20 protein-coding genes and 1 tRNA gene are annotated in these 24,411 nt (G+C 67.5%); 6 read left to right on the top strand and 15 right to left on the bottom strand.

What is annotated here, in order from left to right:
• Positions 1 to 79: 79 nt before the first annotated feature.
• From gapR to ACZ5M6_RS06995, 3 genes are all read right to left on the bottom strand, one after another.
• Positions 80 to 355, bottom strand: coding sequence for a nucleoid-associated protein GapR (gene gapR, locus ACZ5M6_RS07005; RefSeq protein ID WP_054765057.1), 276 nt, complete (start codon positions 353 to 355; stop codon positions 80 to 82).
• A gap of 192 nt (positions 356 to 547) precedes the next feature.
• A complete protein-coding gene (gene ykgO, locus ACZ5M6_RS07000) occupies positions 548 to 673 on the bottom strand; it encodes a type B 50S ribosomal protein L36 (RefSeq protein WP_031448545.1) in 126 nt (41 codons plus the stop codon).
• 191 nt (positions 674 to 864) lie between these two features.
• Positions 865 to 941, bottom strand: a tRNA-OTHER gene (locus ACZ5M6_RS06995).
• 182 nt (positions 942 to 1,123) lie between these two features.
• Here ACZ5M6_RS06995 and ACZ5M6_RS06990 point away from each other — a divergent pair.
• Entirely contained in the window at positions 1,124 to 2,401 is a 1,278-nt protein-coding gene (locus ACZ5M6_RS06990) for a lytic murein transglycosylase (protein WP_054765056.1), read from the top strand.
• A gap of 229 nt (positions 2,402 to 2,630) precedes the next feature.
• Here ACZ5M6_RS06990 and tdh read toward each other — a convergent pair whose 3' ends face one another.
• The 9 genes from tdh to ACZ5M6_RS06945 form a co-directional block, all read right to left on the bottom strand.
• Entirely contained in the window at positions 2,631 to 3,683 is a 1,053-nt protein-coding gene (gene tdh, locus ACZ5M6_RS06985; protein ID WP_182714706.1) for an L-threonine 3-dehydrogenase, read from the bottom strand.
• Between the two features lie 165 nt (positions 3,684 to 3,848).
• The gene (locus tag ACZ5M6_RS06980) at positions 3,849 to 5,039 is read right to left on the bottom strand and encodes a glycine C-acetyltransferase (protein WP_464160007.1); all 1,191 of its coding nucleotides are present in this window, start codon (positions 5,037 to 5,039) and stop codon (positions 3,849 to 3,851) included.
• Positions 5,040 to 5,091: 52 nt separating this feature from the next.
• Entirely contained in the window at positions 5,092 to 6,000 is a 909-nt protein-coding gene (locus tag ACZ5M6_RS06975) for a DUF4232 domain-containing protein (protein ID WP_464160006.1), read from the bottom strand.
• Positions 6,001 to 6,069: 69 nt separating this feature from the next.
• Positions 6,070 to 6,492 carry a methylmalonyl-CoA epimerase gene (mce, locus tag ACZ5M6_RS06970; RefSeq protein ID WP_333895955.1) on the bottom strand — a complete coding sequence of 141 codons (423 nt, stop codon included), beginning with the start codon at positions 6,490 to 6,492 and terminating at the stop codon, positions 6,070 to 6,072.
• Positions 6,489 to 8,645, bottom strand: coding sequence for a methylmalonyl-CoA mutase (scpA, locus tag ACZ5M6_RS06965; protein WP_464160005.1), 2,157 nt, complete (start codon positions 8,643 to 8,645; stop codon positions 6,489 to 6,491). Before scpA ends, mce begins: the two co-directional genes overlap by 4 nt.
• Positions 8,642 to 10,021, bottom strand: coding sequence for a methylmalonyl-CoA mutase family protein (locus ACZ5M6_RS06960; RefSeq protein ID WP_464160004.1), 1,380 nt, complete (start codon positions 10,019 to 10,021; stop codon positions 8,642 to 8,644). Before ACZ5M6_RS06960 ends, scpA begins: the two co-directional genes overlap by 4 nt.
• Before the next feature lie 145 nt (positions 10,022 to 10,166).
• Positions 10,167 to 12,146, bottom strand: coding sequence for an acetyl-CoA carboxylase biotin carboxylase subunit (locus ACZ5M6_RS06955; RefSeq protein WP_464160003.1), 1,980 nt, complete (start codon positions 12,144 to 12,146; stop codon positions 10,167 to 10,169).
• Between the two features lie 97 nt (positions 12,147 to 12,243).
• A complete protein-coding gene (locus tag ACZ5M6_RS06950; RefSeq protein WP_464160002.1) occupies positions 12,244 to 13,131 on the bottom strand; it encodes an SIR2 family protein in 888 nt (295 codons plus the stop codon).
• Positions 13,132 to 13,133: 2 nt separating this feature from the next.
• On the bottom strand, positions 13,134 to 14,669 hold the full coding sequence (locus ACZ5M6_RS06945) for an acyl-CoA carboxylase subunit beta (protein WP_336970657.1): 1,536 nt from the start codon (positions 14,667 to 14,669) through the stop codon (positions 13,134 to 13,136).
• Between ACZ5M6_RS06945 and ACZ5M6_RS06940 the strand changes: the two genes are divergently transcribed.
• From ACZ5M6_RS06940 to ACZ5M6_RS06920, 5 genes are read left to right on the top strand one after another with little or no spacing between them, the layout of a single operon-like run.
• Positions 14,668 to 14,808, top strand: a complete 141-nt coding sequence (locus ACZ5M6_RS06940; protein WP_464160001.1) for a hypothetical protein — start codon at positions 14,668 to 14,670, stop codon at positions 14,806 to 14,808. The genes ACZ5M6_RS06945 and ACZ5M6_RS06940 overlap by 2 nt on opposite strands.
• Complete coding sequence (locus ACZ5M6_RS06935) at positions 14,801 to 16,237, top strand: helix-turn-helix domain-containing protein (RefSeq protein ID WP_464160000.1); 1,437 nt, start codon at positions 14,801 to 14,803, stop codon at positions 16,235 to 16,237. Before ACZ5M6_RS06940 ends, ACZ5M6_RS06935 begins: the two co-directional genes overlap by 8 nt.
• 7 nt (positions 16,238 to 16,244) lie before the next feature.
• Positions 16,245 to 17,282 carry an oxidoreductase gene (locus tag ACZ5M6_RS06930; RefSeq protein ID WP_464159999.1) on the top strand — a complete coding sequence of 346 codons (1,038 nt, stop codon included), beginning with the start codon at positions 16,245 to 16,247 and terminating at the stop codon, positions 17,280 to 17,282.
• 36 nt (positions 17,283 to 17,318) lie between these two features.
• The gene (locus ACZ5M6_RS06925) at positions 17,319 to 19,265 is read left to right on the top strand and encodes a BCCT family transporter (protein ID WP_224762209.1); all 1,947 of its coding nucleotides are present in this window, start codon (positions 17,319 to 17,321) and stop codon (positions 19,263 to 19,265) included.
• Between the two features lie 47 nt (positions 19,266 to 19,312).
• Entirely contained in the window at positions 19,313 to 19,717 is a 405-nt protein-coding gene (locus ACZ5M6_RS06920) for a DUF1622 domain-containing protein (protein WP_201463825.1), read from the top strand.
• Positions 19,718 to 19,741: 24 nt separating this feature from the next.
• Here ACZ5M6_RS06920 and ACZ5M6_RS06915 read toward each other — a convergent pair whose 3' ends face one another.
• Genes ACZ5M6_RS06915 through ACZ5M6_RS06905 form a run of 3 tightly spaced genes read right to left on the bottom strand, consistent with a single transcriptional unit; the run spans position 19,742 to position 24,402 of the window.
• A complete protein-coding gene (locus ACZ5M6_RS06915; protein ID WP_054765045.1) occupies positions 19,742 to 20,857 on the bottom strand; it encodes an osmoprotectant NAGGN system M42 family peptidase in 1,116 nt (371 codons plus the stop codon).
• Positions 20,858 to 20,867: 10 nt separating this feature from the next.
• Positions 20,868 to 22,637 (bottom strand): N-acetylglutaminylglutamine synthetase, encoded by a 1,770-nt coding sequence (gene ngg / locus ACZ5M6_RS06910; RefSeq protein WP_054765044.1) that lies wholly within the window; start codon positions 22,635 to 22,637, stop codon positions 20,868 to 20,870.
• The gene (locus tag ACZ5M6_RS06905; RefSeq protein ID WP_464159998.1) at positions 22,627 to 24,402 is read right to left on the bottom strand and encodes an N-acetylglutaminylglutamine amidotransferase; all 1,776 of its coding nucleotides are present in this window, start codon (positions 24,400 to 24,402) and stop codon (positions 22,627 to 22,629) included. The genes ngg and ACZ5M6_RS06905 overlap by 11 nt, the downstream gene beginning before the upstream one ends.
• Between the last annotated feature and the right edge of the window lie 9 nt (positions 24,403 to 24,411).

The raw sequence follows: 24,411 nt of genomic DNA, 5'->3' as shown, positions 1-24,411 counted from the left end.
TACCGCCCTTCGGGCTGCTTGAGCGCGACAGCCGGCCTTTCGACGAATCGATGGGCGTGCGCTTCAGCCCCTAATCTCCTCAGACCTCGCCGAGGGCCGACAGATAGAGGTCCAGGATGGCCTCCTCCTCCTGGCGCTTGGCCTTGTCCTGCTTCCTGATGCGGATGACCTTGCGCAGGACCTTGACGTCATAACCCTCGCCCTTGGCCTCGGCGAAGACCTCCTTCATGTCGGTCATGACGGCCTGTTTGTCCTCTTCGAGGCGCTCCAGCCGCTCGATGATGGTGCGCAGACGGCCCTGGGCCGTTGCGGTCAGGACGTCGGGATTGCCGTCGAACGAGGCGTCATCGGCCATGGGGAATACTCCAGAAATCAGGCGCGGACGCTAACCACGCCGTCCGGCGCGACTCAACCGCGAACACGAAAAAGGCCGCGGACAGAATCCGCAGCCTGTGGATCGTCAGGGCTTTTCCTGCCCTACCGCCCGTTGGGCGGCTTGGGCAGACCTGCGTGCGCGCGCCGCCGAGCAGCGCGCCTCGAACGCAGCTTAGCCTTGCTTGGCCTTGAAGCGCGGGTCGGTCTTGTTGATGACATAGACCCGGCCCTTGCGACGCACGACCTTGCAGTCGCGGTGACGGGTCTTCAGGGACTTGAGCGAGCTGCGGACCTTCATGGTCGGACGTCCTGAGAGAAGCCAATAAGAAAGCCGCTGATCCGGGCGGATCGCGGCGGAGGCGGTCGTATAGAGAGCGGTCCTTAGAAGGTCAAGCCGCTTGGGACCGAAAACCCGCTAAAGCAGCCCAAGGGGACGGTAGCGCCCCAAAACGCGCTCAAGCAGCGCGAAGCGCGATAGCGCAAAAAATATGGAGGCCTGACCTCCGAGTCGAACGGAGGGTATTCGGGTTTGCACGCCCGTTGCGTCGCCACTCCGCCATCAGGCCGTCGGAGAAGTCTGCGCCATTACGCCGCAGCGGGCGCCTCCGTCGATATAAATGAGGGTTAACGACGCTGATTGGGGAGTCCGTGGACGGACTTTTCTCCTCCCAGGCGGATCAGGGCCGGCGAAACCGCTTCGCGCGTATGTCATTTCCCCTATCCGTTCGGGGACTGTAGTCTGAATCTCATGCGCTTTTCCTATCGCCTTCTCCTCATCGGCTCCGTCGCGGCCTGCGCTCCCATGTTGCCGGAGCCGCCGGTGTCCCTGCCGACGCCGCAGCCTGATCCGGTTCCCGCCGCCGTGGTCCCGCCGCCGACGCCGCAGGCGCCGCCGCTCGCCGCCTATGACCAGGAAGGGTTCGAGGGCTGGAAGCAGGGCTTTCTGGCGCGCAAGGGCGGCGCCCGTCGCGCCGACTATGAGCGGGAACTGGCCGGTCTGACGCCGGACTCCAGCGTGGTGCGGCTGGACCGGAATCAGCCGGAATTCTCCAAGCCCGCCGGCGCCTATATCCAGAACGCCGTGACTGCGGTGCGGATCGCCCAGGCCAAGCAGCGGATCGACCGGGTGCCCTGGGCGGTGGTCCAGCGTTTCGGCGTGCCCTCCGAAATCCTGGTGGGCGTCTGGGCCCAGGAAAGCGCCTTCGGTCAGGTCCAGGGCGACTATGACGTCATCCGCTCCCTGGCGACCCTGGCCTATGACGGGCGCCGCCGCGACTGGGCCGAATCCCAGTTGAAGGACGCCCTGGACATCGTCGTCGACGGCCGCCGCGAACGCGCGGGCCTGAAGGGCAGCTGGGCCGGCGCCATGGGCCAAACCCAATTCATGCCCGACAACTATCTGCGCCTGGGCGTGGATCAGGACGGCGACGGCAAGGTGGACATCTGGGGCGACGACGCCGACGCCCTGGCCTCGGCCGCCAATCTGCTGGCCCAGGCGGGCTGGAAGCGCGGCCAGACCTGGGGCTATGAGGTCGTCCTGCCCGCCGGCTTCGACTACGCCCTGGCGGAAGGGCCCAAACACGACTGGGCCTATTGGGCGGCCAAGGGCGTGCGCCTGGCCCAGGGCGGCACGCCGAACGGCGCCGAGGCGGTGGAGGACGCGACCATCCTCCTGCCCCAGGGGGCCAACGGCCCGGCCTTCCTGGCCCTGCCGAACCACTATGTGATCCGCAGCTACAACAACTCGGTCTCCTACGCCCTGGCGATCGGCCTGACGGCGGACGGGATCATGGGCAAGCCGGGCCTGACCAAACCATGGCCCAACGACGCCTCCCTGTCGCGCGACCAGCGGATCGGCGCCCAGGCGGCTCTGACGCGGCTGGGTTACGACACCCGCGGCGTGGACGGGGTGATCGGCGCCAACACCCGCGCGGCCCTGCGCCGCTGGCAGCTGGCCAACGGCCGCATCGCCGACGGCTATCTGACCGCCGCCCTGGCGGATGAGCTGATCCGCAAGGCGAACTGAGCGGTAACGCCTGTCTCCTCCCCGTTTGGCGGGGAGGTGGCTCGGAGCGCAGCGGAGAGACGGAGGGGCTCTTCACCGCATCCCAGGCGTCAATGGGGCGTCCAGACCCCCTCCACCACGCTGCGCGCGGTCCCCCTCCCCCAGAGGGGGAGGAATGCGAATGGCGGAGACCAAAATCCTCCCCCCTTGGGGGAGGTGTCGGCGAAGCCGACGGAGGGGGCCGGCCTCCTTAGGCCGCCTTGTCCCAGTTCAGCACCACCTTGCCCGACTGACCCGACTTCATCGCCTCGAAGCCCTGGCGATAGTCGGCGTAGTCCAGCCGGTGGGTGATCAACGGGCTCAGGTCCAGGCCGGCCTTCAGCAGGCCCAGCATCTTGCGCCAGGTGGTGAACATTTCGCGGCCATAGACGCCCTTGATCGTCAGGGCCTTCAGGATGATCGCGCCCCAGTCGGTCTCCATGGGTTTGCCGGGGATGCCCAGCATGGCCATGCCGCCGCCCATGATCAGGGTGTCGACGCACTGTTTGAAGGCGACGGGCGAGCCCGACATCTCCAGGGCCACGTCGAAGCCGACCTTCAGGCCCAGCTCCTTCATGACGTCATGGATGTCTTCCTTGGTCGTGTTCACGGTGCGCACGCCCGGCGCCACCTTCTGCGCCAACTCCAGCCGGAAGTCGTTGATGTCGGTCAGGACCACGGTGCGCGCCCCGGCGTGTCGGGCCACGGCGGCGGCCATCATGCCGATGGGGCCGGCGCCGGTGACCAGGACGTCCTCGCCCAGGAGGTCGAACTGCTGGGCCGTGTGCACCGCATTGCCGAACGGGTCCAGGATCGAGCCGATCTCATAGGGCACGTCGTCGGGCAGTTCGATGACGTTGAAGGCCGGCGCCACCACGAACTCGGCAAAGGCGCCCTGGCGGTTCACGCCGATGCCGCGCGTATGCGGGTCCAGGTGGAAGTGCCCGGCGCGGGCCGCTTCGGAGTTCAGGTCGATCACATGCCCCTCGGCCGAGACGCGCTGACCGATCTTCAGCGGACGATCCACCTCCTTGCCGATGGCGACGATTTCGCCGGCGAACTCATGGCCGGTGATCATCGGGGTCGGGACGTTCTTCTGGGACCACTCGTCCCAGTTCCAGATATGGATGTCGGTGCCGCAGACGGCGGTGCGATGGACCCGGATCAGCACATCCTCCGGCCCCGCCTCGGGGATCGGGGCGTCGATCAGTTCCAGGCCCTCGACCGGTCCGGTCTTGGCCAGGGCTTTCATCGTTTCGGCCATTACGGCGTCTCCTAAAAACTCTAAGATCGTCATCCTCGGGCTTGTCCCGAGGATCCATACTCCCGGTTTTAGCCGGTGCGCACCGTCCTCGACGGAGTCTATGGATCCTCGGGACAAGCCCGAGGATGACGGGAATAATGTGGCCGAGCGTGACGGAGAAAGGGGTCAGATAACCCCCAGCTCCCGCCCCGCCTGCGTGAACGCCTCGACCGTCCGGTCGATCTGTTCGAACGTATGGGCCGCCGACATCTGGGTGCGGATCCGGGCCTGGCCGCGCGGCACGACCGGGAAGGAAAACCCAATCACATAGACGCCCAGCTCCAGCGCCCGCGCCGCGAAGTCCTGGGCCAGTTTGGCGTCGCCCAGCATGACCGGGATGATCGGATGTTCGCCGTCCAGCAGGGTGAAGCCCGCATCGGCCATGGCGTTGCGATAGCGATGGGCGTTGGCCGACAGGCGAGTGCGTAGCGCATCCCCCTCCGCCCCTTGGGCGATGCGGATCGCCTCCAGCGAAGACCCGCACACCGCCGGCGACAGGGCGTTGGAGAACAGATAGGGCCGCGCCCGTTGCTTCAGCAGTTCGACCACCGCCTTCTTGGCGCAGATGAAGCCGCCCATGGCGCCGCCCAGGGCCTTGCCGAAGGTGCCGGTGACGAAGTCCACCTCGACCCCGTGATAGGCGAAGGAGCCCTTGCCCTGCGGGCCCAGGAAGCCGGTGGCGTGGCAGTCGTCGACCATGATCAGGGCGTCGTACCTATCGGCCAGCGCCCGGATCTCGTCCAGCTTGGCGATATAGCCGTCCATCGAGAAGGCGCCGTCGGTGGCGATGATGATGTCGCGGACGCCGGCGGCCCGGGCCTCCTTGAGGCGGCTTTCCAGCTCATTCATATCCGAGTTGGCGAAGCGATAGCGCTTGGCCTTGCACAGCCGCACCCCGTCGATGATCGAGGCGTGGTTCAGGCTGTCCGAGACGATGGCGTCGTTCTCACCGAACAGGGGTTCGAAAATCCCGCCGTTGGCGTCGAAGGCGGCGGCGAACAGGATGGCGTCCTCGAAGCCGAGATAGCCGGCGACAGCCGCCTCCAGCTCTTTATGAATCTCCAGGGTGCCGCAGATGAAGCGGACCGAGGCCGTGCCCGCGCCCCACTTCTGTTGCGCCGCGATCCCGGCCTGGGTCACGCGCTCGTCGCCGGCCAGGCCCAGATAGTTGTTGGCGCAGAAGTTCAGCACCTCCCGCCCGCCGACCTGAATCACAGGCCCCTGGCGCGAGGCGATGATCCGTTCGGGCTTGGTCAGGCCCTGGGCGTCAATGTCGGACAGTTCGCCGGCGACGCGGTCATAGAAGCTCTGGGTCATGGCCGCGACCTACGCCCATTTCGCCCGGGTTTCCAGACGTCTCGGCGCGGTGTCAGGTCGCGGCCTGGGGGTTTTCCTCGGCCCGGATCGGACTGACGCGGATCTTGCCGCCGCACGGCTGGAAGGCGAAGGCTAAGGGAATTACCGCCGTGTCGCCCGGCGCGGTGGCTCGCAGGGTCGCCGCCGAGGGGCAGGTCTTCTCGCCCATGGCCTCGTTGGGGATCACGCTCCAGGCCAGTTCGAACCAGGCCTTGGCCTGGGGCGCCAGGGTCACCGGGGTCGGGGCCTGGCCCTGGCGGAAATAGCTGCCGGGGCTCTGGTCGGCGCGGATTGCGGTCAGAGGCCGCCCCTGTCCGTCCAGCAGAGTCATGCCCGGATAGCCGGTCAGGCTGCAGGCCTGGCTTCCAATGTTCTGAAGGCTGAAGTTGCGCACCCGATTGCCCGCCCCGGCGTCGCCGTCCTCGGCCGCCAGCTTCAGCTGCGGTCCCTTGCAGGGGGCGGCGGCCGGCAGGACCCCGCCCGGCGCAGGCGTGACGGCCTGATCCGGCTGGGCTGCGCTCAAGGGTGACGGCGTCGCCGCCGGTCGCGCGCAGCGTTCCAAAACGGCCACGCCGACCTGGTCGTTCGGGCTGAGCCGGCTGAGGGTGGCCGTCTCCTGGCCGTCGCGGGTGACGGTCCACCATTCGACGCCGGAGCCGACATAGCGGGCCCCACTGGCGGCCTGGGCGGACCGCAGATCATAGGTCTGGCCCTTATAGGTCAGCTGAGCCGTGGCGCTGTCGGCATAGCGGGCCTCGACCGTCGCGCCGCTTTCGCAGGCGTAGCCGACGCCCGGAACCGGCGGGGCGGGCATGGGCTGGGCCTCGACCGGGGCGGCGGGCTGCTCCGGCTCGGCCTGCTGACAGGCGGAGACGCCCGTCAGGGCGGCGACGGCGAGGAAGGCGGTCAGGCGGCGCGTCATGATCAGGTCTCCTGTTCACGCCCTTAACGGTCAAGCTGGCGAAAAGCTCCAGCGAACCGCGATCGGTCCTCAGTGTTCGCCTTTCGGCGTCTCCATCAGCTCGATCAAAACCCCGCCCATGTCGCGCGGGTGCAGGAAGACGACCGGCGTCCCGTGCGCCCCGATGCGCGGCTCGCCCGTGCCCAGGAGGGTCACCCCCTTGGCCCGCATTTCGGCGACGGCGGCCTGGATGTCCTCGACCTCGAAACAGACGTGATGCTGGCCGCCCTTGGGGTTCTTGGCGAGGAAGCCGACGATGGGGCTGGTCTCGTCATAGGGTTCGATCAGCTCGATCTGAGCCGTCGGGGTGTCGATGAAACAGACCTTCACCCCCTGCGCGGGCAGGTCGAAGGGCTCCCCGATCTTCGTCGCGCCCAGCACGTCGCGATACAGTTTGATCGAGTCCGCGATGGACGGGGTCGCCACCCCGACATGGTTCAGGGCGCCGATCATGCGGTCTCCTTTGGGGCAGGCTGGGCGTAACCCAGCCGCTGGTTCAGCTTCTCGATCAGGTCCGCCGCCGTATCGGCGATGGCCGAACCGGGCGGATAGACGGCCGCCGCCCCCATATCGAGCAGGGGCTGCACGTCGGACGGCGGGATGACGCCGCCGACCACGATCATGATGTCGGGCCGTCCAAGCCGTTCCAGCTCGGCCTTCAGTTCCGGCACCAGGGTCAGATGCCCGGCGGCCAGCGAACTGGCGCCCACTGCGTGAACCCCCTTGTCCACCGCATCGCGCGCCGCCTCGGCCGGGGTCTGGAACAGGGCGCCGGCGGTGACGTCGAAGCCCAGGTCGCCGTAGCCGGTGGCGACCACCTTCTGGCCCCGATCGTGCCCGTCCTGACCAAGCTTGGCGATCAGGATGCGCGGCGGCCCGCCGTCGTTCTCGACGAAGGTCGCCACCATCTCGCGGGCGCGGGCGAAGCGGGCGTCCGTCCCCGCCTCCTTGGCATAGACGCCCGACACGGTCTGCACCGTCGCCACATGGCGGCCGAAGGCGGCCTCCAGCGCGTCGGAGATTTCCCCCACCGTCGCCTTGGCCCGCGCGGCCTGCACCGCCAGCTCCAGCAGGTTCGCCTTCCCGCGCGCACCGTTCGTCAGCGCCTCCAGCGCCGCATCGGTCGCCGCCGGGTCTCGCTCGGCCCGCAGCCGTTTCAGCTTGTCGATCTGGGCCGCCAGCACCGCCGCATTGTCGACCTTCAGCATCGGAATATCGTCGACGACGGGGTTCAGATATTTGTTCACCCCCACCACCGTCTGCTGGCCGGTGTCGATCCGCGCCTGGGTCCTGGCGGCGGATTCCTCGATCCTCAGCTTGGGAATCCCGGCTTCGATCGCCTTGGCCATGCCGCCCAGGGCCTCGACCTCGGCCATGTGCGCCCGCGCCCGTTCGGCCAGTTCGTGGGTCAGCCGCTCGACATAATAGCTGCCGCCCCAGGGGTCGATGACGCGGGTCAGGCCGGTCTCCTGCTGCAGCAGGATCTGGGTGTTACGCGCGATCCGGGCCGAGAAGTCGGTCGGAAGCGCCAGGGCCTCGTCCAGCGCATTGGTGTGCAGGCTCTGCGTCTGCCCGCCCGCCGCCGCCATGGCCTCGACCATGGTGCGGCTGACATTGTTGAACACGTCCTGTGCCGCCAGGCTCCAACCGGATGTCTGGCAGTGCGCGCGCAGGCTCAGCGACTTCGGATCGACCCCGCCCTCTTTCCGCACCGCCTCGGCCCACAGCAGGCGGCCCGCCCGCATCTTGGCCACCTCCATGAAATAGTTCATGCCGATGGCCCAGAAGAAGCTTAAGCGCGGCGCGAACCGGTCGATCGGCATGCCCGCCGCGACGCCCGCCCGCAGATACTCGATCCCGTCCGCCAGCGTATAGGCCAGCTCGATATCCGCCGAGGCCCCCGCCTCCTGCATGTGATAGCCGCTGATCGAAATGGAGTTGAACTTCGGCGTCTCCTGCGCCGTCCAGGCGAAGATGTCGGCGATGATCCGCATCGAGGGCTCGGGCGGATAGATGTAGGTGTTGCGGACCATGAACTCCTTCAGAATATCGTTCTGAATGGTCCCGGTCAGGGCCGCGTGCGGCACCCCCTGTTCTTCCGCCGCGACGACATACAGCGCCAGGATCGGCAGCACCGCCCCGTTCATCGTCATCGACACCGACATCTGGTCCAACGGAATCCCGTCGAACAGGGTCCGCATGTCATAGATGCTGTCGATGGCCACGCCGGCCATGCCGACGTCGCCCTTTACCCTGGGATGGTCGCTGTCATAGCCCCGGTGCGTCGCCAGATCGAAGGCGATGCTCAACCCCTTCTGACCCGCCGCCAGATTGCGGCGATAGAAGGCGTTCGACTCCTCGGCGGTCGAGAAACCGGCGTACTGGCGGATGGTCCAGGGATTGCCCGCATACATGGTCGGATAGGGACCACGCACGAAGGGGGCGAAGCCCGGCAGGCCGTCCTGGTGCGCCAGCCCCTCCAGCGCCTCGGCGCCGTATGCGGTCTCGACCGTCAGACCCTCGGGCGTCAGCCACGGATCACGCATCGGCCCCTGCCCCGTCGGCCCCAGGTCCAGGCTGATCTTGCTGAAATCGGGGAAGCTCATCCGATCACCTCCTCGAAGGCCGCCGCGAAGCGGATCGGGGTCAGGGGTTCGCACACCCGCACCCCCGCAACCGCCGCCTCATCGCCCGCCTCGACCGACGCCGGCCGCACCTCCGGGTCTACATATTTGGTCACCCCGATGATCTGGACCGCGCCGTTCGCCAGCGCCGCCTCCCGCTGGGCGCGGGCGCGGGCGATGCGGGGCTGGATCACCGACCCCTTCAGGGCCTCGACCAGACCGCCCTCGGCCTCGATCATCTGGAACTCGGCCCAGCCGGCCTCGGCCAGATCCCGCGTCCGGGCGTCCAGATACCAGCTCCCCGCCGCCGGATCATCGACCCGGCCCAGGTTCGCCTCCTCCATCAGCACCAGCTGTGTGTTCCGCGCCTGCCGCCGAGCAAAGGCGTCAGGCCGCCCCGCCGCGCGGGTAAAGCCGTCCAGCACCACCACATCCGCCCCGCCGACCGCGCCGGCAAACCCCGCTGCAGTCAACCGCAGCAGATTGGGCCAGGGATCACGGCTGCTGAGCATCCGCCGCGACGACCGCGCCTCGATCACCGCCGGCGCCTCGACCCCGAAGGCTCGCGTCAAGGCTGCCCAGATCAGCCGCATGGCCCGCACCTTCGCCAGGCTGTCGAAATATTCCGCATCGACCGACAGGCCGACCACCGTCCCCTTCAGGGCCGCCTCGACCGACATCCCCGCGTCCACGGCCGCCTTCCCATGGGCCACGACGCTTGAGGCCGCAAAGGCCAGCTCCTGCGCCGCCGATCCGCCCGCCTCGTGCGCCACGCGCCCGCCGGCCATGAAGAAGCTCGCCTCGGGATAGGCCCCCGCATGCCGGGCCGCCGTATTGGCCGCCAGGCTCAGATGCTCTTCGACCGAACGCGGCGCCCCGCCCGCCTCGGCGAAGGCCGAGACCGGATCCATGTGGAACCTCAACTTGGCGCGCGGCGACCCCTTGGCGACGACCGCCAGGGCGTTGGCCGCGTCCGGCCCGTCGATCCCGGCGTCCAGCGCCACCGGCGCCAGCTCCAGCGCCACGCCTTCCAGCGCCCGCCCCAACGGCGCGGAATCCGCCAGCACCCGCCCCTTCAGCACCACCGACGCCGCGCCGTTCTCCAGATCGGTCAGCACGGCCGCATTGACCGCCTCGGGCTCATCCCCCTCGACCAGGGTCCGCAGATCCCAGGCCCGGCCTTCGGAATCGGACGGACGCGGGGCGAAGATCGGCTGCACGCCGGTGGCCCCGGCGTATAGAGGCCGCGTCGCCAACTGGTCCGCGTCGAGGTGCATCAGCGACTCGATCGGTCGATCCTTCAACGCCTTCTGGGCCGCCTCGCGCCATTCGAGGGGTGTGGGAATGGGGAAGGTCATGCGACGCCCCCCGCCCCCACTCCCGTCATCCTCGGGCTTGACCCGAGGATCGGATGTTCCGTCGCACATGCAAGGACGTCGAGCGCAGGTCGCGCCCCACACCCGATCCTCGGGTCAAGCCCGAGGATGACGAAGGTAGAAAACATCACCCGAACTCCACCAACACGTCATCGGCCGCCACCGGATCGCCGTCCTTGGCCCCGACCGCCTTCACCACCCCGTCGCGCTCGGCCTTCAGGATGTTCTGCATCTTCATGGCCTCGATGATAGCCACCGTCTCGCCGGTCTTGACCGCCTGGCCCACCACGACCGGGATCGACACCACCAGACCCGGCATCGGCGACAGCACCAGTTTGGACGTATCCGCGACCGCCTTCTCCGGCAGGCGCGCATACAGTTCGGCGACCTGGGGCCGCAGCACCCGCACCCGCGCCTTGGCCGCGCGGTGGCGGATGTCGAAGCCGTCGGCGGCGCGTTTGACCTCGGCGGTGAAGGGCTCGCCATCCAGCTCGGCCTTGAACTGGGCCAGGCCGGGCCGCCAGTCGATCTCCGACAGGCGGATGTCGCCCCCGCCCGTAAGGGTCAGGATCATCGCCTCGTCCGTATCATAGGACAGGCCCACCCCGTGCGGCGTCTTGTCGATCATCACGATCCAGTCGGTGCGGTCCGACGGATCGCCGTCCTGTTCGGCAATGATCTCGTGCATGGCCATGGCGGCGGCGATCAGGATTCGCTCCTGGTGCTGCGTCGGCTTGAGGCCATGGAAACCGTCCGGGAACTCGTCCTTGATATAGCTGGTCGACAGCCGGCCCGACCTGAACCGCTCTTGGTCCATCACCGCCGCCAGGAAGGGCACATTATGCCCCAGGCCCGACAGGTGGGTGTCCTCCAGCGCCCGGGCCATGCCCGCGACTGCGGCCTCGCGCGTCTCGCCCCAGGCGCACAGTTTGGCGATCATCGGGTCGTAGAACATGCTGATCTCGTCGCCCTCGCGGACGCCGGAATCGTTTCGGACCACATAGCCGTCCTGCTCGCCCTCCTCCGGCTGCTCGTATCGGACCAGCCGACCGATGGAGGGCAGGAAGCCGCGATAGGGATCCTCGGCGTAGATCCGGCTCTCGATGGCCCAGCCGTCGATCTTGAGGTCCTTCTGCTCGAAGGCCAGTTTTTCACCCCAGGCCGAACGGATCATCTGTTCGACCAGATCGACCCCGGTGATCAGCTCCGTCACCGGATGTTCGACCTGAAGACGGGTGTTCATCTCCAGGAAATAAAACGACTTGTCCTGCCCCGCCACGAACTCGACCGTCCCGGCCGAGTCATAGTTCACCGCCTGGGCCAGGGCCACGGCCTGGGCCCCCATGGCTGCGCGGGTGGCCTCGTCCAGCAAGGGGCTGGGCGCCTCCTCGATGACCTTCTGGTTGCGGCGCTGGATCGAACATTCGCGCTCGAACAGATGGACCACATGGCCGTGTTTGTCGCCCAGCACCTGGATCTCGATATGGCGCGGATCGACGATGAACTTCTCCAGGAAGACCCTGTCGTCGCCGAAGGCGTTCAGCGCCTCGGCCTTCACCGCCGCAAACCCCTCGGCCATGTCGGCGTCCGAATGGGCCACGCGGATGCCCTTGCCGCCGCCGCCGGCGCTCGCCTTGATCATGATCGGATAGCCGATCTGGTTGGCGATCCTGACCGCCTCCTCCGGCGTCTCGATCAGCCCCATATGCCCCGGCACGGTCGAGACCCCCGCCTCGGCCGCCAGCTTCTTGGAGCTGATCTTGTCGCCCATGGCCTCGATGGCCTCGGGGTTCGGGCCGATGAAGGCGATGCCCTCGTCCCTCAGCCGCCGCGCGAACCCGGCGTTCTCGCTCAGGAAGCCAAAGCCCGGATGCACGGCTTCCGCCCCCGTCTGGCGCACCGCCTCGACGATCTTGTCCGCCAGCAGATAGGACTGCGCCGCCGGCGCCGGCCCGATCAGCACCGCCTCGTCGGCCATCTCGACCGCCAACGACCCGGCGTCGGCCTCCGAATAGACCTGCACGGTCTTGATGCCCATGCGGCGGCAGGTCTTGATGATCCGAACCGCGATCTCGCCCCGGTTGGCGATGAGGATTTTGGAGAACATTTTAGCCCTTGCTACCTTCGCTGAAACCGAGGAGGTTTCAGTTGCGCCCAACAGGCACCTTCACAATAGTTGTCCAAGTGGAGCACATCAGATTTGATCATGTCAGAAGAAGTCCGTCGTCGGGATTGACGGCTCGCACATTAGTGCATGAGAAAATCTCAGCTAACCGCGCCCGCTGATCATATTTATCGATGGATATTATCTCTTCGAGGTTGGCCGAATTGCCCGAAAATAATTGGCGAATGGCCAGGTCGTAGGGATTGAATGCAAAGCCAAAAACGATCAACCGCTTCGCATCTCGAAGGTATTTTCCGGCTTCGGCCCACTCCCACGCAAACGTCTTATTGGGCGATTTTTCTGCCATCGGCGGGACGATCAAACACTTACCGGTCATTCCGTGTCGGGACGTGGTGCTTTTGCCCTCAACGCTCCAAGACAGGCTGCCGTGAAGCTTCAAAAGCGGCACACGGCCAGTAACGTAGACTGGTTGGATGTGAGGGTGCGGCGTGCTCCCAATATGCTCGCCGGGCTTTCCGTAGTGGAATCCTTTTGTACTGAGCGCGTACTCGACCAACAAATCGTAGTTTGCCGTCAGGATGGCGGGCGTACCGTAGGTCGCTTCGACCTGCTGTAAAAATTCTCGGGCACGGCCGACCCCGTGGTTTTCACGTGCGTAGTAGCTGTTGATATAGAACGTGCGCCGAATGTAGCTTCCGCTAATGAAGGGGTCGGTTAGCCGACGGGTTACATACCAACCCGCGTAGTCAAAGCGCTTTAGGTTCAGCCTAGCCCAGGCAATAAATTCTTCGTTGTTCGCGTCGGGGCACTCTGCCCTCCATCTTCCATACGCCTCGCGGACGATTTCCAAGCGCCGCGCCTCCCGATCATTGCCGGGATCAATCGCGAAATCAAAAAGCTCACTCACCAGAGGCAAATTTGCCGCCCAGCGAGAGAACCCTGCACCTAGGAGAACGACAGTTTCCATATCTACAGCGGAATATTATCGTGCTTCTTCCAGGGGTTCTCCTGGACCTTGTTCTTCAGCGTCCGCAGCGCCTTCACCAGCCGGCGCCGCGTCCCGTGCGGCATGATGACATCGTCGATATAGCCCAGGCCCGCCGCCACGAAGGGATTGGCGAACCGGTCCTTGTACTCGGCCTCGCGCGCGGCCAGGGCCGCAGGATCGCCGGCCTCCTTGCGGAAGATGATCTCGACCGCGCCCTTGGCGCCCATGACCGCGATCTCGGCGGTGGGCCAGGCGTAGTTGACGTCGCCGCGCAGGTGTTTCGAACTCATCACGTCATAGGCGCCGCCATAGGCCTTGCGCGTGATCAGGGTCAGTTTCGGCACGGTCGCCTCGGCATAGGCGAACAGCAGCTTGGCCCCGTGTTTGATCAGGGCGCCGTACTCCTGCTTGGTCCCCGGCATGAAGCCCGGCACGTCCACCAGCGTCACCAGAGGAATGCCGAAGGCGTCGCAGAAACGCACGAACCGCGCGGCCTTGCGGCTTGAATCGATGTCCAGCACCCCCGCCAGCACCTGGGGCTGGTTGGCGACGATCCCGACCGTCTGGCCGTCCAGCCGGCCGAAGCCGCAGATGATGTTCTTGGCGAAGTCGGCCCCGATCTCGAAGAAGTCGGCCTCGTCGACCACCTTCAGGATCAGCTCCTTCATGTCATAGGGCTGGTTGGGATTGGCCGGGATCAATGTGTCCAGGCTCGGCTCGTCCCGCTCGGGCTCGTCATAGCTCTCGCGCACCGGCGGCTTTTCGCGGTTCGACAGCGGCAAGAAGCCGACCAGGCGGCGCACCTCCGACAGGGCCTCCAGGTCGTTCTCGAACGCCCCGTCCGCCACGCCCGACTTGCCGGCATGCACCCGCGCGCCACCCAGGTCCTCGTGGCTGACGACCTCGTTGGTGACGGTCTTCACCACATCGGGGCCGGTCACGTACATATAGCTCGTGTCCTTCACCATGAAGATGAAGTCGGTGATGGCCGGCGAATAGACGTCGCCCCCCGCGCACGGCCCCATGATCACGCTGATCTGGGGAATGACGCCGCTGGCCAGGGTATTCTGCAGGAAGATGTCGGCGTAGCCGGCCAGGCTCTCCACCCCCTCCTGGATCCGCGCCCCGCCCGCGTCGAACAGGCCGATGATCGGCGCGCCGGTGGTCAGGGCCATCTTCTGCAGCTTGACGATCTTGGCCGCATGGGCGCCCGACAGGCTGCCGCCGAACACCGTGAAATCCTTGGAGAAGACATAGACCAGCCGCCCGCCGATGGTCCCGCGCCCCGTCACCACTCCGTCGCCGGGGATGCGCTGATCCTGCATGCCGAAGTCGTGGCTGCGGTGCTCCACGAACATGTCGGTCTCCTCGAAGGAGCCCTCGTCCAGCAGGACGTCGATGCGTTCGCGCGCCGTCAGCTTGCCCTTGGCGTGCTGGGCGGCGATACGCTTTTCCCCGCCGCCCAGTTTCGCGGCGGCGCGACGGCGCTCCAGTTCTTCAAGGATGGCTTGAGTCATGATCGGTTTCGGCCTCTCGTTCGAAGAGCAAGGCGTGGCGCCTTCATCGCAAAATGGCAAACGCAACTTTGCAAAAGGTGCGGAACTGCACGGACTTGCAAAGGCGGCGACTGTGAACTGCAAACTTGCGAATGGCTGAGAAGCTTTTTCTGGGACCCAAGCTGCGCAAGCTGCGCGAGGCGCGCGGCTGGACGCTGGAGGCCTGCGCCGAGCGGCTGGGCCTGTCGCCCTCCTATCTGTCGCAGATCGAGACCAATCAGCGCCCGGCCACCGCCCGCGTCCTGATCGCCCTGACCCGCGCCTTCCACATCGACGCCAGCCTGTTCGATCTCGAGGGCGACGCCCGCCTGATCGCCGACCTGCGCGAGGCCACCACCGACATCGCCGGTCCGGTCAGCGGCGGGGCCGAGCCCCCGACCGCGGCCGAGCTGAAACAGGCCGTCGCCAACACCCCGCGCCTGGCCCATCAGTTCCTGGCCCTGCACCAGGCCTTCCGCCAGCTGGACGAGCGGGTGAAGGCGCTGGACGACACCCTGGGCCGCGACGAACTGGGCGCCCGCGTCGCCCTCCTGCCCTATGAGGAGGTCCGCGACTTCTTCCATTACCGCGACAACTACGTCGACAGCCTGGACACGGCGGCCGAGGCCCTGGCGGCGGACATCCCGCAGGACGGCCCGATCGAACGGGCGCTGGAGACCCTGCTGGCCGACCGGCACGGGGTCCGCACCGTCTATGTCGCGGGGCAGGAGGCCCTGCGCCGCTATGATCCCGCCGGCCGAATCCTGACCCTCGACGCCTGGCAGCCGGGCGCCACCCGCTCCTTCCAGCTGGCCCACCAGCTGGCCCTCATGTCCTTCCGGGACCTGGTCGAGACCGAACTCGACCGCGCCGCCTTCCGCACCCAGGCCGCACGCGACGTGGCCCGCGTCGGCCTGGCCAACTACGCCGCCGGCGCGCTCCTGCTGCCCTACCGCGCCTTCCTCGAGGCGGCGCGGGCCGAGAAACACGACATCGACCGCCTGCGCACCCGCTTCCAGGTCAGTTTCGAACAGGTCTGCCACCGTCTGTCGAACCTGCAGCGCCCCGGCTGGCGCGGCGTGCCCTTCTATTTCGCCCGCGTCGACATGGCCGGCAACATCACCAAGCGGCACAGCGCGACCCGCTTCCAGTTCGCCCGCTTCGGCGGCGCCTGCCCCCTGTGGAACGTCCACGAAGCCTTCGCCACGCCCGACCGGATCGGGGTCCAGCTGGCCGAGATGCCCGACGGCTCGCGCTACATCTCCATTGCACGCTCAGTGTCCAAACCCAGCGGCTCCTATCTGGCCAACGATCGCCGCTACGCCCTGTCCCTGGGCTGCGAGGTCGAGCACGCCGGATCCCTGGTCTACGCCGCCGGCCTGGACCTGAACGGCCCCGCCGCCCGGATCGGCGTCAGCTGCCGCATCTGCGAGCGCACTGACTGCACCCAGCGCGCCTTCCCGCCCCTCGACCGCGCCCTTCACGTCCCCGAGAACGAGCGCGGCGTGGTGCCCTATGTGCTGGATGGCCCCCGCCCGGAACGCTATTGATCGGGGCATGACCTCACACGCACCCATCGGCGTCGCCGTCGTCGGCTACGGCCTGGCGGGCCAGACCTTCCACGCCCCCCTGATCGAGGCGACCCCGGGCCTGCACCTGACCGCCGTCGTCTCGTCGCGCCCTGAAGCGGTCCACGCCGACCTGCCTGGCGTCGCGGTCCTGCCGGATCTGGACGACGCCCTGGCCCGCGACGACATCGGGCTGATCGTCGTCGCCACCCCCGACGCCCTGCACGCCGAACAGTCGATCGCCGCGCTTCAGGCCGGCAAGTCCGTGGTGGTGGACAAGCCCTTCGCCGTCACCCTGTCCGACGCGCAAGCCGTCGCCGCCGTCGCGGCTTCGTCGCCCGGCGTCTTCAGCGTCTTCCAGAACCGCCGCTGGGACGCCGACTTCCTGACCCTGCGCCGGCTGATCGACCAGGGCGAACTGGGCGATGTCGCCGTGTTCGAAAGCCACTACGACCGCTTCCGCCCGACCGTCACCGACCGCTGGAAGGACAGACGCGACGGCGGCGTCTGGGCCGACCTGGGTCCGCACCTGATCGACCAGGCGGTGCAGCTGTTCGGCCCGCCCCTGGCCGTCTACGCCGATCTCCAGCCCCAGCGCGTCGGCGCTGCGGCCATTGACTACGCCCACGTCCTGCTGCGCTACGACCGGCTGCGGGTCATTCTGAACATGGGCCACCTCGTCGCCGAGTCCGGCCTGCGCTACCTCGTCCACGGCACGGGCGGCAGCTTCATCAAACACGGGCTGGACGCCCAGGAGGGCCAGTCGAAGGCGGGCCTGCGTCCCGGCGACGCCGACTGGGGCCTGGACCCGTCGCCCGGCGTGCTGACCAGGCAGATCGACGGTGAGATCGTCCGCACCACGCCCGCGCCCGAACGCGGCGACTACCCGGCCTTCTACACCGCGGTCCGCGACGCCATCCGCGGCGCGGCGCCCGCGCCCGTTCCCGCCGACCAGGCGCTGGTCGTCATGCGCGTCCTGGACGCCGGCCTGCGCAGCGCCGCAGAACGTCGGGAAATCCCCCTGTGAAGACGGTCTGAAGGCCGATTTGAACCGAACTCGGCAATGGACGCCGCAACCATGGCGGAACTGTCACGCTATAGGTCCATGCTCAAGACCAAGATGAATCCGCGCGTCTTCTGGGGCGCAAGCCTGATCGTCGGCCTGCTGCTGGCCCTGGCCGTCGCCGCCCCCGGCGAGTCTGACCGTCTGTTCCAGGCCGCTCAAGGCTGGGTGATCGACACCTTCGGCTGGTTCTACATCGCCGCCGTCGCCGGATTTCTGCTGCTGATCCTGTTCCTCGCCCTGGGACCGACCGGGGCCTTAAAGCTAGGGCCGGACGATTCGGAGCCGGACTTCCCCTATGTCTCCTGGCTGGCCATGCTGTTCGCCGCCGGCATGGGCATCGGCCTGATGTATTTCGCCGTCGCCGAGCCGATCCAGCATTACGCCAGCCCGCCCGAGGCCCAGCCCCGCACCTTCGAGGCGGCGCGAGAGGCGATGGTGATCACCTTCACCCATTGGGGCGTCCACGCCTGGGCCGTCTATGCGCTGGTCGGGCTCAGCCTGGCCTATTTCGCCCATCGCAAGGGCCTGCCGCTGACCCTTCGCTCGGGCCTGTCGCCCCTGTTGGGCCGGAGGATCAACGGACCGATCGGCGACGCCGTCGACGTCTTCGCCATCTGCGGCACCCTGTTCGGCATCGCCACCTCCCTGGGTCTGGGGGTGTCGCAGATCAACAGCGGGCTTAACGATTTGACCGGCCTGCCCAATACGCCCTGGGTGCAGGTGGGGCTGATCGCCTTGGTCATGGCGTGCGCGACCGCCTCGGTGCTGACCGGACTGGACAAGGGGGTCCGGCGGCTGTCGGAGCTGAACCTGGTGCTGGCGGTGCTGCTGATGCTGTTCGTCCTGGTCGTCGGGCCGACCGGCTTCCTCTTGAAGGCCCTGGTCCAGAACTTCGGCCTCTATCTGGACCATTTCTTCATCCGCACCTTCAACCTCTACGCCTATGAGCCCCGCGGCTGGATGGCGAACTGGACCCTGTTCTACTGGGCCTGGTGGATCGCCTGGTCGCCCTTCGTGGGCATGTTCATCGCCCGCATCTCACGCGGCCGCACGGTGCGGGAGTTCGTCATCGGCGTGCTGCTGGTTCCGACCGGGTTTACCTTTCTGTGGATGACGATCTTCGGCAATACGGCGGTCAATCTCGATATGGGGGTCGCGGCGGGGGCCATCGCCGATGCGGTGACGGCGGACCTGTCCACCGCCATATTCCGTTTCTTCGAGGAACTGCCGGGCGCCGCCGTCACCTCGACCCTGGCGGTGCTGCTGGTGGCGGTCTTCTTCGTCACCTCGGCGGACTCCGGCTCATTGGTGATCGACACCATCGCGTCGGGCGGGGCCGACGATACGCCGCGTTGGCAAAGGGTCTATTGGTGTTCGCTGGAGGGGCTGGCCGCCGCCCTGCTGCTGTTGGCCGGCGGCCTGGGCGCGCTTCAGGCGGCGACCCTGGTGGCCGCCCTGCCCTTCGCCGTCATCATGATCCTGCTGGCCGCCGGACTGGTGCGGCAGATGAACGCCGACCTGGCCGGACGCGCGGTCGAGACCGAAGGCCCGCCCCTGTCCGAACAGCTCAAACGCATTCTGTCGCCCGCGAACCGGCGCGACATCGACCGCCAGCTGGATCAGGCCGGAGCCCCGGCCCTTGAGACGGTTCGCGCGGCCCTGTCCGCCGAAGGACTGGAGGCTGAGGTGGCGCGCGAGGCGACAGGCCTGGTCCTGACCGCGGCCGGTCAGAGCGGGCCGACGTTCCATTATCGCCTCGCGGCGCGTGAACGTCCGCGCCCCGCCATGACCGCGCTGGATGCGCCCGAGAAACGCCGCGCGATGGAATGGCGGCTGTCCGCCTATTCCGACGCCGCCGGGCGGGCGCGCGATCTGACGGGGTTCACCCGGGAACAGATCGTCGCCGACGTGCTTGAACATCTGCGTCTGTGGCGCATGGGTTGACGTCGCCCGGACGAGGTCGGCGATACGGATAAGCGATCGGAACGGCCATGCTGAGCCAGGTTCACGCCTTCATCCAACCGTTTGCGGTACTGCTGGAATTGGCCGGCGCCGGCATCATCGTGGGCGGAGTCCTGCTGGCGACCGGGCTGTTCGCCCTGCACGGCGTCCGGGATCGAAACTGGCGCCAAGCCTATACCACCTATCGGGCGAACCTGGGCCGCGGCATCCTCCTCGGCCTGGAACTCCTGGTCGGGGCGGACATCATCAGCACCATCACCGCACCCCTGACGCTTCAGACGGTCGGCCTGCTGGGTCTGGTCGTCCTGATACGGACCTTCCTCAGCTTTTCTCTGGAAACGGAGATCGAGGGCTGCTGGCCCTGGCGCCGGGCCGCGAGGGCGGAGCCTGGGCGAGCCGCGAGGGCGGAGGCTGGGAGAATGGACAGGCGCTGACGCCGGCAAACCCCCTCAGTCGACCTATTCGTCGACCGGCTGGTGGGTGAAGCCCTTGACCCCGCTCAGGGGTTTGGCGTCGCGGCCGATTTCGACCTCGCTCTCGGCATAGGCGATCAGCAGACGCGTCAGGTCCGCCAGGGCGGTTTCGTGGATCCGCTCATAGCCGTGGCTGGCGTCCACGCCGAAGGTGATCAGGGCGGTGCGGATGTCCGCCCCGGATTCCAGCGCAGAGGCCGAGTCCGAGCGGTAGTAGCGGAAGACGTCTTTCTGATGCGCGATGTCGTGGTCGCGCGCCAGTTGGACCAGTTTGCGCGACAGGTGCCAGTCGAACGGCCCCGTCTGGTCGGCCATGGCGATGGTGACGCCGAACTCCGACGAGTTCTGGCCCGGCGCCGTCGTGCCGTTGTCGACCGTGACCATGGCCGCCACGTCCGGGATCAGCACGGACGAGGCGCCCAGCCCCACCTCCTCGGCGATGGTGAACAGCCACCAGGTGTCGACCGTGGGGGTGCGCTCTTCACGGATCATGCACTCCAGAGCGGCCAAAAGGACCGCGACCCCCGCCTTGTCGTCCAGATGGCGCGAGACGATGAAGCCGGTGTCGGTGAACTCGGGCTGGGGGTCGATGGCGACGATGTCGCCGACGTCGATCCCGAGAGCCAGGGTGTCGTCGCGCCCGTGGGTCACGGCGTCGATGCGCAGCTCGACCTGACGCCAGCTGACCGGCTGGGTGTCCACCTCCTCATTGAAGGTGTGGCCCGAGGCCTTCAGCGGCAGGATGGTGCCGCGCCAGGCGCCGCCCTCCGAAAAGACTGTGGCCCGCGCGCCCTCCGCGAAGCGCGACGACCAGTGGCCGATGGCCACCAGCTCCAGCCGGCCGTTGTCCTTCACCTGTTTGACCTGGGCGCCCAGGGTGTCGACGTGGGCCACGACCGCGCGGGCGGGTTTGGAGGCCCGGCCCGGCAGGCGGGCCCGGATGGCGCCGCGTCGGGTCAGTTCATAGTCCAGCCCCAGCCGCTGCAGCTCCCGGCACACCTGCCACACGGCCTCGTCGGTATAGCCGGTGGGGCTGGGCGTGTTCAGCAGGTCGGCGAGGCGGGACTTCAGATAGTCAAGGTCGATCGCAGGACGGGCCAAGGGGCCTCCTTCAGACGTCGGCGCGAACCACGGCGCGCGCCGAGGTCGGGGCGGACAGGGGGAACAACAGGTCGATGAAACGCTCGGCCGTCGGCTGGGGTTCGTGATTGGCCAGACCGGGGCGTTCGTTGGCCTCGATGAAGGCGTAGTCGGGCTCGCGTGGCGACTTCACCATCAGGTCTATGCCGGTGACCGGAATGTCGATGGCGCGGGCGGCGGCGACGGCGGCGCGGATCAGAGTCGGGTGCACCTCCTCCGTAACATCGTGAATGGTGCCGCCCAGGTGCAGATTGGCCGCCTTGCGCACCAGAACCTCGACGCCCTCGGGCGCGACGTCGTCCAGGCCATAGCCGGCCTCGCCCAGGGTGCGTTCGGTCTCTTCGTCAATCGGTATGGTCGATTCTCCGCCGGTCGCGGCGGCGCGGCGGCGGCTCTGATGCTCGATCAGAGCCCGAAGCGGGGTGCGCCCGTCGCCGATGACGCGGGGCGGGCGACGGAGGGCGCAGGCCACGACCTTGTAGTCGATCACCACCAGACGCAGATCCTCGCCCTGGACCTGTTCCTCGATCAGCACCTCGGAACAGATGCGGCGCGCGCGGACCAGGGCCGACTGGACGGCCTTCATGGTCGTCAGACCCACGGCGACGCCCTGCCCCTGTTCGCCCCGCGCCGGCTTGACCACCAGGGCGCCGAACCGCTCCAGGGCCGCGTCGATGGCGGAGGGATCGTCGGGATCGATCCGCTCGGGCACGCGCACCCCGGCCGCCTCGACGATGCGTCGCGTCATCCGCTTGTCGTCACAGATGCTGAGCGCCACGGCCGAGGTCAGCTCCGACAGGCTCTCGCGGCACCGCACCGACCGCCCGCCCCAGTTCAGGCGAAACAGCCCGCCCTCGGCGTCGATGATCTCTGTATGGATGCCGCGCCGCCGCGCCTCATTGACGATGATCCGGGCATAGGGGTTCAGGTCGTGGTCGTCGGTCGGACCGACGAACAGGGCCTCGTTGATCGGGTTCTTGCGCTTGACCCCGAAGAAGGAGACGCGGCGAAAACCCAGCTTTTCGTACAGGGCGATGGCCTGGTCGTTGTCGTGCATGACCGACAGGTCCATGTAGGCCAAACCCTGGGTCTTAAAATGCTCGGCCAGCCGCCGGACCAGGGCCTCGCCGACGCCCGGCTGGGTCGCCTGGGGATCGACCGCCAGACACCAGAGCGACGAACCGCATTCGGGATCGTCGAAGGCGCGCGCGTGATTGACCCCCGTCACCGTGCCGATGACGGCGCTCGTCGTCGCATCTTCGGCGACGAAATAGGTGATCGTCCGGTCGTCGCGACGGGACCAGAAGAAGTCGGGCGGGACCGGCACCATCCTGCGCTTGGCGTAGATGTCGTTGACCGCCTGGGCGTCCGCCTCCGACGTCAGACGGCGCACGGTGAAGCCTCTCGGCTGGCGACGACCGGCGCGATAGGTGGCCAGTTCCAGCCGATAGGTGTGCGACGGGTCCAGGAACAGCTCCTGCGGCGCCTGGGCCAGCAGGACATGCGGATTGCGGACGTAGAAGGCGATGTCGCGCCGGTCCGGCCCCTCGGCGCGCAGGGCCTCGACCAGGGGCTCGGCCGTCTCGAAGGTCTGGGCGAACAGCAGCCGGCCCCAGCCGCAGTCCAGCACGGCGTCCGGCCTCGGTCCGTCTCCGGACTGCACGGGTGGCTTCAGCCCTTCGTGACGCAGCCGCTTCAGCCGGTGCGCCTTGGACCGTTCGGGTCGAACGTCAGACGCCATGCTGTTGCATCCACATCTCGAGTACGGCGACCTGCCACAGTTCGGACCCGCGCAGCGGCGTGATGTGCTGGGTCGGGTCGGCGAACAGGGTGTCCAGATACCCCCTGTCGAACAGACCCCGGTCGCGGGCGGTCTGATTGGTCAGGGCCTCGCGCACCATCTCCAGATACGGACCCTGGATGTATTTCAGCGCAGGAACGGGGAAATAGCCCTTCTTGCGGTCGATCACCTTGGACGGGATCACCAGACGCGCCGCCTCCTTCAGCACCCCCTTGCCCTCCTGAGCCAGCTTGTGCTCAGGCGGAATCCGCCCGGCCAGCTCGACCAGCTCGTGGTCGAGGAAGGGCACCCGCGCCTCCAGACCCCAGGCCATGGTCATGTTGTCGACCCGCTTTACGGGATCGTCGACCAGCATCACCTGGCTGTCCAGGCGCAGGGCCTGGTCGACCGGCGTATCGGCGCCCGGTTGGGCGAAATGGGCCTCGACCAGGGCGCGGCTGACGTCGGTGTCGGCCATATAGGCGACGTTCAACTGGGTCTTCAGCGTCGCGTGGCTGCGGTCGAAAAAGGCCTTGGCGTAGGTCTCGACCGGGTCGGTCGCCTCCAGCATCGGCGGGTACCAGTGATAGCCGGCGAAGACCTCGTCCGCCCCCTGGCCCGACTGCACCACCTTGATGTGTTTCGAGACTTCCTGGCTCAGCAGATAGAAGCCGACGTTGTCGTAACTGACCATCGGCTCCGACATGGCCCCGATGGTTCCCGGCAGGGCCTCCATCAGCCGCTGGTGCGGCACGAAGATCTGGTGGTGTTTGGTCCCATAGTGTTTGGCGATCAGGTCGGAATAGACGAACTCGTCGCCCTTCTCGCCATTGGCCTCTTCGAAGCCGACCGAGAAGGTCATCAGATCCTTCTGGCCCAGCTCGGCCAGCAGGCCGACGATCAGGCTGGAATCCACCCCGCCCGACAGCAGCACGCCCACCGGCACGTCCGCGACCATGCGGCGCTTCACCGCTTCGCGCAGACTGTCCAGCACCCGGTCGCGCCAGTCTTCGGCGGTCAGGCCGGCGTCCTCGGCGTGGCGCGTCATGTCGGGCCGCCAGTACAGCCGGTCCTTCGCCGTCCCGTCCGCCTCGATCACCCGGACGGTCGCCGGGGGAAACTTCTTCACCCCCTTCAGTATGGTGTGCGGCGGCGGCACCACAGCGTGGAAGGTCATGTAGTGGTGCAGGCCGACCGGGTCGATGGTCTTGTCCACATCCCCCGCCGCCAGCAGGGCCGGCAGGGTCGAGGCGAACCTCAGCCGCTTGCCGCTCTCGGCCAGATACAGCGGCTTGATGCCGAACCGGTCGCGGGCGATCACGGTGCGGCCCGTGTCCCGCTCATGCAGGACGAAGGCGAACATGCCCTTGAACCGTTCGACGCAGGCGTCGCCCCAGGCCTTCCAGGCCTTGATGATGACCTCGGTGTCGCCGTGCGAGAAGAAGCGGAAGCCCAGCCCCTGCAGCTCTTCGCGCAGCTCCGGATAGTTGTAGATGCAGCCGTTGAAGGCCAGGGTCACGCCCAGGTCGGCGTCCACCATCGGCTGCTGCGCCGCCTCCGACAGGTCGATGATCTTCAGCCGGCGATGCCCCAGACCCACCGGGCCGCGCATTACGATGCCGGACCCGTCCGGTCCCCGAGGCGAGAGCGCATCCGTCATGCGTTGCACAGCGCCGGCGTCGGCCGGCCGTCCGTCGAAATTGATCTCGCCGCTAAGACCGCACATGGGGCCTCC

Source organism: Brevundimonas sp. Br13 (assembly GCF_055391505.1).
The sequence above is the reverse complement of the archived record's forward strand: the minus strand, read 5'-3'. Positions and strand labels throughout refer to the sequence as shown.